The 12,314-nt window shown below is 72.8% G+C and carries 1 protein-coding gene (only partly in view); it reads left to right on the forward strand.

Going from position 1 to position 12,314, the window contains the following annotated elements; all coding sequences use genetic code 11:
- Positions 1-12,314, forward strand: partial view of an SDR family NAD(P)-dependent oxidoreductase gene (locus tag ACIQWX_RS15290; protein ID WP_400870252.1) — the 5' portion only. Its footprint extends 3,907 nt past the window's final position; only the first 12,314 of its 16,221 coding nucleotides appear in the window; it begins with the start codon at positions 1-3; the stop codon falls past the right edge of the window.

Below are 12,314 nucleotides of genomic sequence, written 5' to 3' on the forward strand. Positions count from 1 at the left end.
ATGGGGATTTCCGATGGTGTCGCGGTGGTGGGGATGTCCTGCCGGCTTCCGGGGGCGCCCGATCCGGCCGCCTTCTGGCGGCTGCTGCGGACCGGCACCGACGCGGTCACCCCGGTGCCCGCCGGCCGGGTCGATCCGGGACTGGGCCGGGGTGGGTTCCTCGACCGCGTCGGGGACTTCGATCCTTCCTTCTTCGGGATTTCGCCGCGCGAGGCGGCGGCGATGGACCCGCAGCAGCGGCTGACGCTGGAGCTCGGCTGGGAAGCCCTCGAGGACGCGGGCCTCCTGCCGGGCGGGAACGTCGGCGTGTTCGTCGGCGCGATCCGGGACGACTACGCGGATCTGCGGCCGGACATCAGTGCGCACTCCATGACCGGCCTGCAACGCGGCATGATCGCCAACCGCGTCTCCTACGCCCTGGGCCTGCGCGGTCCCAGCTTCGTGATCGACGCGGCACAAGCCTCCTCGCTGGTCGCCGTGCACACGGCCTGCGCGAGCCTGCTGGCGGGCGAGTGCACCGCGGCTCTCGCCGGCGGCGTCACCCTCAACCTGAGCGCGGACAGCGCCCTGACCGCGGTGCGGTTCGGGGGACTCTCGCCGGATGGCCGGTGCCAGGTGTTCGACGCGCGCGCCAACGGTTACGTCCGCGGTGAGGGCGGCGGGCTGGTCGTGCTCAAGCGGCTGGCCGACGCCGTGGCCGACGGCGACCCGATCCACTGCGTCATCCGGGGCAGCGCCGTGACCAACGACGGCGGTGGCCGGACCCTGACCGCGCCGGAGCGGGCCGCGCAGGAGGAATGCCTCCGGCTGGCTTACGCGCGGGCCGGCGTCGCCCCCGCCGACGTGCGGTACGTGGAACTGCACGGCACCGGCACCAAACTCGGCGACCCGATCGAGGCCGCCGCCCTCGGCGCGGTCCTCGGCGACGGCCGCGACGCCGACCGGCCGCTGCTGGTGGGCTCGGTGAAGACCAACATCGGCCACCTGGAGGGCGCCGCCGGCGTGGCGGGTCTGCTGAAGACCGTGCTCAGCCTCGAACACGGCGAGCTGCCGGCCAGCCTGCACTTCCGCACCCCGAACCCGGAGATCCCGTTCGACGCGCTGAAGATCCGCGTCCAGGACCAGCCGGGCGCCTGGCCCGGCGCCGGGCTGGCCGGGGTCAGCTCGTTCGGCATGGGCGGCACCAACTGCCACGTCGTGCTGGCGAAGTGGACCGGCACCGCGGAGCCACGCGGCTCGCGCGTGGCGCCGTGGGTGCTCTCGGCCAAGACCGGGAAAGCGTTGCAGCAACAGGCGTTGCGCCTGCGGGAGCACATCGAGGCGCACCCGGACCTGGACCTGGCGGCCGCGGCGCACTCGTCGGCCACGACCCGGTCGGCCTTCGACCACCGCGCGGTGCTCATCGCCCCGGACCGCGACCGCGTCCTCCCCGGCCTGACCGCCCTCGCCGAGGGCATGCCGTTCCCCGGCCTGACCACCGGAGTCGCGCGGCGCGCGGGCAAGGTCGCCTTCGTCTTCCCCGGGCAAGGCACCCAATGGCCGGGGATGGCCACGGCGTTGCTGGAATCGTCGCCGGTCTTCGCCGGCCGGATGCGCGAATGCGCCGACGCGCTGGCGCCGCACGTCGACTTCTCGCTCCTCGACGTGGTTCGCGGGGAAGTGCACGACATCGAGGTCATCCAGCCGGCGCTGTTCGCGATGATGGTCTCGCTGGCCGCCGTGTGGCGGTCCTTCGGCATCGAGCCGGACGCCGTGGTGGGCCATTCGCAAGGCGAGATCGCGGCCGCTTGCGTGGCGGGGGCGTTGACGCTCGAGGACGCGGCGAAGGTCGTGGCCTTGCGCAGCCAGGCTTTCCGCGACCTGGTCGGCGAGGGCGCGATGGCCGCGGTGACCCTGCCGGAGCGGGACGCGGCCCGCAGGCTGACCGAGGGGGTGTGGATCTCCGCGGTGAACGGCCCGGACTCGACCGTGGTCGGCGGTGCCGTGGCGGGGGTCGAAGAGTTCGTCGCCGCCTGTGACCGCGACGGCATCCGGGTTCGCCGGGTGAAGGTCCGGCACGCGTCGCATTCGCCGATGATGGCGCCCCTGCGCGAACCGCTCCTCGCCGCCCTGCACGACATCCGGCCGGTGGCCGCGGACGTCGCGTTCGTCTCGACGGTGACCGGCGGCGTGCTGGCCGGCCCGGAACTGGACGCGTCGTACTGGTACCGGAACCTCTCGCAGCGGGTCGAGTTCGAGCGGGCCACGCGCTCGCTGACCGAGCTGGGCTGCGACACCTTCGTCGAGTCCAGCCCGCACCCCGTCCTCACCGCCCCGGTGCAACAGGTCGCCGATGGCGCGCTGGTGGTCGGCTCGCTGCGCCGGAACGCGGGCGGGCTGGACGAGGTCCTGGCCTCGGCCGCCCAGCTCCACGTGCGCGGGCGCGCACCCGACTGGGAGCGGACGTTCGACGGCGGCCGGGTCCGGCTGCCCACGTACCCGTTCCAGCGCGCGCGGTACTGGCTCGACGAGACCGCGCCCGAACCCGAGGTGCGCGAGGCGCCGCGAGACGTGCTGGGTCTCGTGCGGGCGCACACCGCCGCCGTGCTGGGCCACCCGGCTCCGGACGCCGTCGCGGCCGACGCGGCCTTGCGGGAGCTGGGGATCGACTCCCACCTCGCGGTCGAGCTGCGCAACCGGCTCGCCGCGGACACCGGTGAGGACCTGTCCGCCACGATCCTGTTCGACCACCCGACCTGCGCCGACCTGGCGGCCCACCTGACCGGCGGCCGCGGCGACACCGCGCCCGCGATCCGGTCGGCGTCGGACGACGACCCCGTGGTCGTGGTGGGAATGGCGTGCCGGTTCCCGGGCGGAATCGCCTCGCCGGACGACCTCTGGGACGTCGTGGCCGGCGGCCGGGACGTGGTGTCCCCGTTCCCGGCGGACCGGGGCTGGGGCACCGGAATCGGCGGGTTCCTCGACGACGTCGCCGGGTTCGACGCCGACTTCTTCGGCATCTCGCCGCGTGAGGCGCTGGGCATGGACCCGCAGCAGCGGCTGGTCCTGGAGTGCTCCTGGGAGGCGCTGGAGCGGGCCGGGGTCGACCCGTCGACGGTGCGGGGCAGCGACCTCGGCGTCTTCGTCGGGGTGATGGGCGGGGACGGTGCCGGGGTCACCGGCCGGGCGGCGAGCGTCGTGTCCGGGCGGGTCGCGTACGTCCTCGGGGCCGAAGGCCCGGCGCTGTCGGTCGACACGGCTTGCTCGTCTTCGTTGGTGGCGCTGCACCTCGCGGCCCGGGCCGTGCGCGACGGCGAGTGTTCGATGGCCTTGGCCGGCGGGGTGACGGTGTTGTCGTCGCCGGAGCTGTTCGAGGAGTTCTCGCGCAACGGCGGCTTGGCGGCCGACGGCCGGTGCAAGCCGTTCGCCGACGCCGCTGACGGCACCGGCTGGGCCGAAGGCGTGGGTTTGGTAGTGGTGGAGAGGCTTTCCGAAGCCCGCCGCCGTGGCCACCGTGTGCTCGCGATGATCCGGGGGAGCGCGGTCAACCAGGACGGCGCGTCGAACGGGCTGACCGCACCCAGTGGCCGGGCGCAGCGGCGGGTGATCCGGCAGGCACTGGCCAACGCGGGTCTGGCACCGTCCGATGTGGACGTCGTGGAGGCCCACGGCACGGGGACCCGCCTCGGCGACCCGATCGAAGCCGAAGCGGTGCTGGCGACGTACGGCCAGGACCGGGAACAGCCGGTGCTGCTGGGGTCGGTGAAGTCGAACATCGGGCACACCCAGGCGGCCGCAGGCATCGCGGGTGTGGTGAAGATGGTGCTGGCGATGCGGCACGGCGTGGTGCCGGCGAGCCTGCACCTCGAGCGGCCTTCGTCCTTTGTGGACTGGGATGCGGGCTCGGTGTCGCTGGCCACAGAGCCGGTGGAGTGGCCTGAGGTGGGACGGCCGCGCCGGGCGGCCGTGTCGTCCTTCGGGATCAGCGGGACGAACGCGCACGTGATCATCGAGCAGGGGCCCGATGCCGAGGTCGCCGATCGGCCGGACGGCGGTCCGGTGCCGTGGGTCGTGTCCGCTCGGTCGGAAGCTGCTTTGCGGGACCAGATCCGGCGGTTGTCCGGGTGGCCGGGGGCGGCGGTCGACGTCGGCTATTCGCTGGTGAGCGGGCGTGCGGCGCTGGACCACCGCGCGGTGCTGCTGGGCGATCGGGTGGTCGAGGGTGTCGTCGGGCCGGTGGCCAAGACGGTGTTCGTCTTTCCGGGTCAAGGTTCGCAGTGGGTCGGGATGGCGACTGAGCTGTGGGATTCGTCGCCGGTGTTCGCCGGGTGGATGGATCGGTGTGCGGCCGCGTTGGCGCCTCTCGATTTGCGGGGTGCGCTGAACAGTGACCGGGTGGAGGTGGTTCAGCCGGCGTTGTGGGCGGTGATGGTGTCGCTAGCCGGGCTGTGGCGGTCGTTCGGGGTCGAACCCGATGCCGTCGTGGGGCACTCCCAAGGCGAAATCGCCGCCGCGTGTGTCGCGGGTGCGTTGTCGCTCGAGGACGGCGCGAAGGTCGTGGTGGAGCGCAGCCGGCTGATCGCCGAAAAGCTTTCGGGCCGGGGCGCGATGGCGTCGGTGACGCTTCCGGAAGGCCACGTGCTGGACGAGCGCCTGTCGGTGGCGGTGGTGAACAGCCCGAACTCCGTGGTGGTGTCGGGTGATCCGGAGGCGATCGACGAGCTTCTCCTGACTGTTCAAGGTAAGCGGATCGCCGTGGACTACGCCTCGCATTCGGCTCAGGTCGAGTCGGTGCGCGACGAACTTCTCGCGGCTCTGAACGGGATCACGCCGCGCCGGCCGACGATTCCGTTCCGCTCCACAGTGTCCGATGCCGCGGCCTTCGACGCCGAGTACTGGTACCGGAACCTCCGGCAGACGGTGCAGTTCGAGCGAGCGGTCGAGTCGCTGGGCGAGGGCGTGTTCCTGGAGATGAGCCCGCACCCGGTGCTCACCCCGCACCTCCCCGGCACCGCGATCGGCTCACTGCGCCGCGACGACGGCGGACTCGAGCGGTTCCTCACGTCGCTGGCCGAGGCTTACGTGCGAGGCCTCGACGTCGACTGGCTGCCCCTGATGGCCGGCGGCCGGCTGGTGGATCTGCCGACCTACCCCTTCCAACACACCCAGTACTGGCTCGAAGCCAGGCCGGCAACCGGGTCGGCACACCCGATCCTGGCGACCACGGTGGAATCCGCCGACGGCGCCGGATCGCTGTCCGCCGGCCGGATCTCGCTGCGCGCGCAACCCTGGCTCGCCGACCACGTCGTGGCGGGCAAGGTCTTGTTCCCCGGTACCGGATTCCTCGAACTGGCGGGTCACGCGGGCGCCGGGCTCGTTCGGGAGCTGACGATCGAAACGCCGCTCGAACTGTCCACCCAGGACGTCGTGGACGTGCAGGTGCTGGTGGGTGCCGTCGACTCCGGTTTCCGGCCGGTGAGCGTGTACGCGCGGCCGGCCGGCGACTCCGAGTGGCGCAGGCACGCGAGTGGCTCGCTGGCGGAGACCGAACCGCCGACGGGGTTCAGCCAGGCCGTGTGGCCGCCGGAAGGCGCGGTGCCGCTGGACGTCCGGTACGACGTGCTGGCCGAGACCGGCTTCGAGTACGGGCCCGCGTTCCGGGGCCTGCGTTCGGCCTGGCGCCGCGGTGACGAGCTGTTCGCCGAGGTCGACCTGCTCCCGGAGCCGGACGGGTTCGTCCTGCACCCGGCGTTGCTCGACGCCGCACTCCACCCGCTGCTGCTCGACGGCGACGGCCTGCGAGTGCCGTTCGCCTGGGCCGGAGTGCGGTGCGCGGCCACGGATGCCACGACACTGCGCGTCCGGTTGGCACCGGCCGGTGAAAGCGCCTTCGCCGTGACGTTGACGGACGCCGACGGCACTCCCGTGGCCACGATCGACTCCTTGACGCTCCGCCCGGTCGACCAGGTCCGCCGCACGTTGTACGAAGTGGACTGGACAACCGCGCCTCCGACCGGGAAACCGGCGAACACCACCGTTTTCGAGTGTCCGCAACGGGACGTGGCCGTGGAGTCGGCGGTGCGCGAGGTGCTGAAGCAGGTCCTCGACGTGACCCAGGACTGGCTGGCGCGGGAACACGCCCCGGACCAGCGGCTGGTCGTGGTGACCCGGAACGCGACGGGCACCGACCCGAATCTCGTCCATGCCCCGGTGTGGGGACTGGTCCGCTCGGCGCAGGCCGAGCACCCCGGCCGGTTCGTCCTCCTCGACCTGGACGAGGACGGCTCCCTGCCGGACGTGGTGGGGCTGGACGAACCGCAGCTGGCCGTCCGCGACGGCGCGGTCCTGGTACCGCGGCTCCGCAAGCTGACCGCCGAACCCGGCCCGGTTCTCCAAGGGACAGTGCTGGTGACGGGCGCGACCGGGACGCTGGGTGGCCTGCTGGCCCGGCACCTCGTGACCGCGCACGGCGTCCGGCGGCTGCTGCTGGTCAGCCGGACCGCCACCGCCGAGTTGGGCACCGAACTGGCCGAGCTGGGGGCGACGGTCGAGGTGGTCGCCTGCGACCTCGCCGACCGGGACCAGGTGGCCCGGCTGCTCGCGGACCACCCGGTCGACGTCGTCGTCCACGCGGCGGGCGTCCTCGACGACGGCCTGGTCGAGGCGATGACGGCGGAGCGGCTGGACGCGGTGCTGGCACCGAAGGTCGACGCCGCCTGGCACCTGCACGACCTGGCGAAGGACCTGACCGGGTTCGTGCTGTTCTCGTCGATGGCGGGCGTGGTCGGCACGGCGGGCCAGGGCAACTACGCCGCGGCGAACGCGTTCCTGGACGCACTGGCGGCCCACCGGCGAAGCCGCGGCCTGCCCGCGGTGTCGATGGCCTGGGGCCTGTGGGCCGAGCAGAGCGGCATGACCAGCGGTGTCGGCGAGGTCGAACGCCGGCGGCTGGCGCGCGACGGAATGGCTCCGCTGTCCACCACGCAGGCCCTCGACCTGTTCGACGCCGCGCTCGGCGCCGGCCGTGCTGCGGTGGTCGCGACGAGGATCGATCCGCGCGCCGTGCGCCCGGACTCCACGCTGCTGCGCGAGCTGGCCGGACCGGCGGCCGCGGACCGTGGCCGAGCGCTCGCGGACCTCCCCGAGGCCGAGCGGTACCAGGCCGCGCTCGACCTGGTGCGCACCCACGCGGCCGCGGTGCTGGGGCACCCGTCACCGGCGGCGCTGGCGCACGGACGGCCGTTCCGGGAGCTGGGCTTCGACTCGCTGACCGGGGTCGAGCTGCGGAACCGGATCGCGGCGGCCAGCGGCGTCGCGCTGCCCAGCACGCTGATCTTCGACTGCCCGACGCCGGAGGCGATCGCCGACCGGCTCCTGGAACGAGCGCCGGCCGAGAAGCCCGCGGAGCGCCGGGTGTCCGAAGAGGACCCGGTCGTGCTGGTCGGGATGGCGTGCCGGTTCCCGGGCGGGGTGACGTCCCCGGAGGACCTGTGGAACGTGGTCGCCGACGGCCGGGACGTCGTGTCGTCGTTCCCGGCGGATCGGGGCTGGGGGACCGGCTTCGGCGGGTTCGTCGACGACGTGGCCGGGTTCGACGCGGAGTTCTTCGGGATCTCGCCCCGGGAAGCACTGGGCATGGATCCCCAGCAGCGGCTGGTCCTGGAGTGTTCGTGGGAGGCGCTGGAACGCGCGGGTGTCGACCCGTCGTCCGTGCGCGGCAGCGGTCTCGGCGTCTTCATCGGCGCGATGCGCGGCGACTACCGGACCGACGGCGACTACGGCCTGACGGGGGGCGCCGGAAGCGTCGTGTCCGGCCGGGTGGCGTACGTGCTGGGGACCGAGGGCCCGGCGATCTCCGTCGACACGGCGTGCTCGTCGTCGCTGGTGGCGCTGCACCTGGCGGCCGAGTCGGTCCGGCGCGGCGAGAGCACGATGGCGCTGGCCGGCGGGGTTACCGCGATGGCGTCACCGGTGCTGTTCGAGGAGTTCGCCCGGCAGGGCGGGCTGGCCGCCGACGGCCGTTGCAAGTCGTTCTCCGGCGCCGCCGACGGCACCGGGTGGGCCGAGGGCGTGGGCCTGGTGGTGGTCGAGCGGCTGTCGGACGCCACCCGGAACGGCCACCGCGTGCTGGCGGTCCTCCGGGGCAGCGCGGTCAACCAGGACGGCGCGTCCAACGGGCTGACCGCGCCGCACGGACCGAGCCAGCAGGCGGTGATCCGGCAGGCGCTGGTCAACGCCGGACTGCGACCGTCCGAAGTGGACGTCGTCGAGGGACACGGCACCGGCACCCGGCTCGGCGACCCGATCGAGGCGCAGGCCGTGCTGGCGACCTACGGCCAGGACCGGGCCGAACCGCTGTGGCTCGGCTCGGTGAAGTCCAACATCGGCCACACCCAGGCTGCGTCCGGGATGGCCGGCCTGATGAAGATGGTCCTGGCGATGCGGCACGGCGTCGTACCGTCCACATTGCACGTCGACGAGCCGTCGCCGCACGTGGATTGGGAGTCGGGCTCGGTGACGCTGGTGCGGGAGCCGGTGGCGTGGCCTTCGGTGGAGCGGCCGAGACGGGCCGCTGTGTCGTCCTTCGGGATCAGCGGGACGAACGCGCACGTCATCATCGAGCAAGGCCCGGCTCCCGACGTGAGCGATCGGCCTTCCGGCGAGCTGGTGCCGTGGGTGGTGTCCGCCCGGTCGGAAGTCGCCTTGCAGGAACAGATCTCCCGGTTGCGAGACCGGGTGCACTCCGAGTCGGCTGTCGATGTCGGTTATTCCCTGGTGTGTGGTCGTGCGGCGCTGGAGCATCGCGCGGTGCTACTGGGTGACCGGGTCGTGGAAGGTGTCGCCGAGCCGGTGGCCAAGACGGTGTTCGTCTTCCCTGGCCAAGGTTCGCAGTGGGTCGGGATGGCGGCTGAGCTGTGGGACTCGTCGCCGGTGTTCGCGGACTGGATGGATCGGTGTGCGGCCGCACTGGCGCCTCTCGACTTGCGGGGCGCGCTGGACAGTGACCGGGTCGAGGTGGTTCAGCCTGCTTTGTGGGCGGTGATGGTGTCGCTGGCGGGCTTGTGGCGGTCGTTCGGTGTCGAACCGGACGCGGTGGTGGGGCATTCGCAGGGGGAGATCGCGGCGGCTTGCGTTGCGGGTGCGTTGTCGCTTGAGGACGGTGCCCGAGTCGTAGTGGCGCGGAGCCGGCTGATCGCAGAGAGGCTTTCGGGCCGGGGTGCGATGGCGTCGGTGACGCTTCCGGAAGGCCACGTGCTGGACGACCGGTTGTCGGTAGCCGTGGTGAACAGCCCGACCTCCGTGGTGGTGTCCGGAGACCCCGACGCGATCGACGAGCTGCTGCTTACTGTTCCGGGCAAGCGGATCGCGGTGGACTACGCGTCGCATTCGGTGCACGTGGAGTCCATCCGGGACGAACTCCTGGCGGCGTTGGACGAGATTACACCGAATGCGCCCGAGATTCCGTTCCGCTCCACAGTGTTCGACACGGCGACCTTCGACGCGGAGTACTGGTACCAGAACCTCCGGCAGACCGTGCAGTTCGAGCGGGCCGTCGAATCGCTGGGTGACGGTGTGTTCGTCGAGATGAGCCCACACCCGGTGCTCACCATGCACCTGCCCGGCATCGCCGTCGGGTCATTGCGCCGCGGCGACGGTGGGATCGAGCGGTTCCTGACCTCTTTGGCCGAGGTGTACGTGCAGGGTGTCGAGGTCGACTGGATGCCACTGCTCGGCGACGGCCGGCTGGTGGACCTGCCCACCTACGCCTTCCAGCACCAGCGGTACTGGCACCGGACCGAAGCATCCACAGTGGACGACTGGCGGTACCGGATCGCGTGGCGGCAGCTGCCCGAGACGCAGTACGCCCTGACCGGACGCTGGCTCGCCGTGGTGCCCGATGGCGGTACCGCGGACCTGGGCCCGAACGTGGAAGTCGTCGCGCTGAGCCGGCTGTCCGAGCGCCTGGGCGAGGCCGTCGGCGTGCTCTCGTTGCTCGCGGTCGACGACACCTTGACGTTGGTCCGGCTGCTGGAGGACGCCGCGAGCGACGTGCCGCTGTGGCTGGTGACGTCCGGCGCCGTCGCGGCGGCACCGGACGACGTCGTGCGCCAACCGGACCAGGCCCTGATCTGGGGCCTGGGGCTGACCATCGGGCTCGAGCACCCCCGCCGCTGGGGCGGCCTGGTCGACCTGCCCGGGAACGTCGACGACCGGGTGCTCGGCAGACTGGCCGCGGTGCTCGCCGGCGACGAGGACCAAGTCGCGGTGCGGGCCGACGGAACCTACGCCCGACGTCTCGTGCGCGCACCCCGCACCCGGCCGGGGCGCGCCTGGCGACCGCGCGGAACCGTGCTGGTCACCGGCGGCACCGGCGGGCTCGGCGCCCACGTCGCCCGGTGGCTGATCCGGAACGACGCCGAGCGCGTGGTCCTGGCCGGACGCCGGGGCCACGACACCCCCGGCGCGGCCGAACTCGCGGCTGAGCTGGGGGACAAGGTCACGTTCGCCGCCTGTGACGTCGCCGACCGCGACGCGGTCCGCGACCTCCTACTATCGCTGCCGGACCTGACGGCTGTGGTGCACGCGGCCGGAGCCGGCCAGCACAGCACCCCCGTGACCGAGATCGACGACGCGGCCGACGTGATGCGAGCGAAGGTCGCCGGTGCGGCGAACCTCGACGCCCTGCTCGACCACGACACCCTGGACGCCTTCGTGCTGTTCTCGTCCGGCGCGGGCGTGTGGGGCGGCGGCGGGCAAGGCGCCTACGCGGCGGCCAACGCCTACCTGGACGCACTCGCCCAGCAGCGCCGGGCCGCGGGCGGCAACGCCACTTCGATCGCCTGGGGCACCTGGGCGGGCGACGGCATGGCCAGAGACGGTGTCGGCGCACAGTTCCGCCGGCTCGGACTGTCCGAAATGGACCCACAGCTGGCGGTGCGCGCGCTCCGGGAGCTGGACGAACCCGGCCTGGTCGTCGCCGACATCGACTGGCCGGTTTTCGGGGCCGCCTACTCCGTCGCACGCAAACGTCCGTTGCTGGCCGAGGTCTTCGAGGAGCCGGAGGCTCCGCGCCCGGTCGTCGGCGACGCCCTCCCACTGGTCCGCGCCCAGGTCGCCGCCGTGCTGGGGATGGCCTCCGGAGACGCGGTCGACGTCCGGCGCGCGTTCAAGGAGCTGGGCTTCGACTCCGTCACGGCCGTCGAACTGCGCAACCGGCTGAACCACGCGACCGGCCTGGCCCTGCCGGCGACGATCGTGTTCGACCACCCGAACTGCGCCGCGCTGGCCGCCTACCTGACCGGCTCCGCGCCGGAACCGGAGACGGCCGCCACGCCCGTCGCCGAGCCGATCGCGATCGTCGCGATGAGCTGCCGGTTCCCCGGCGGAGTCACCTCGCCCGAGGACCTCTGGCGGCTCGTCGCCGAGGGAGCCGACGCAATTTCCGGGTTCCCGGCCGACCGCGGCTGGACCGTCTCCGGCAGCGGCGGGTTCCTCTACGACGCCGCCGAGTTCGACGCGGGCTTCTTCGGGATCTCCCCGCGTGAGGCGACCGCGATGGACCCCCAGCAGCGGCTGATGCTGGAGTGCTCGTGGGAGGCCTTCGAGCGGGCGGGCATCGACCCGACGTCGATGCGCGGCAGCCGGACCGGCGTGTTCGTCGGCGCGCTGGCCCCGGACTACGGCCCGCGGATGCACCAGGCGCCGGCGGACTTCGCGGGGTACCTGGCCACCGGCAGCACCGGAAGCGTGCTCTCGGGCCGGATCGCCTACACCTTCGGGCTGGAAGGCCAGGCGATCACCATCGACACCGGCTGCTCGTCCGCTCTGGTGGCGTTGCACAACGCCTGCCAGGCGCTGCGGCAGGGCGAGTGCTCGATGGCGCTCGTCGGCGGCGTCACGGTGATGTCCAGTCCCGGCGCGTTCACGGAGTTCGAACGGCTCGGCGGGATCGCCGCCGACGGCCGCTGCAAACCGTTCGCGGACGCCGCCGACGGCACCGGCTGGAGCGAAGGCGCGGGAATGCTGCTCGTCGAGCCGCTGTCCGAGGCCGAACGCCACGGACACCCCGTGCTGGCGGTGATCCGCGGCAGCGCGGTCAACCAGGACGGCGCGTCGAACGGGCTGACCGCGCCGAGCGGGTCCGCGCAGCAGCGCGTGATCCGGCAGACCCTGGCCAACGCGGGCCTGACGCCGTCCGATGTGGACGTCGTGGAAGCGCATGGGACCGGGACCAGGCTGGGTGACCCGATCGAGGCTCAGGCGGTGCTGGCGACCTACGGCCAGGACCGGACCGAGCCCGTGTGGCTGGGGTCGGTGAAGTCCAACATCGGGCA

Source organism: Amycolatopsis sp. NPDC098790 (assembly GCF_044759945.1).
Lineage (GTDB): Bacteria > Actinomycetota > Actinomycetes > Mycobacteriales > Pseudonocardiaceae > Amycolatopsis.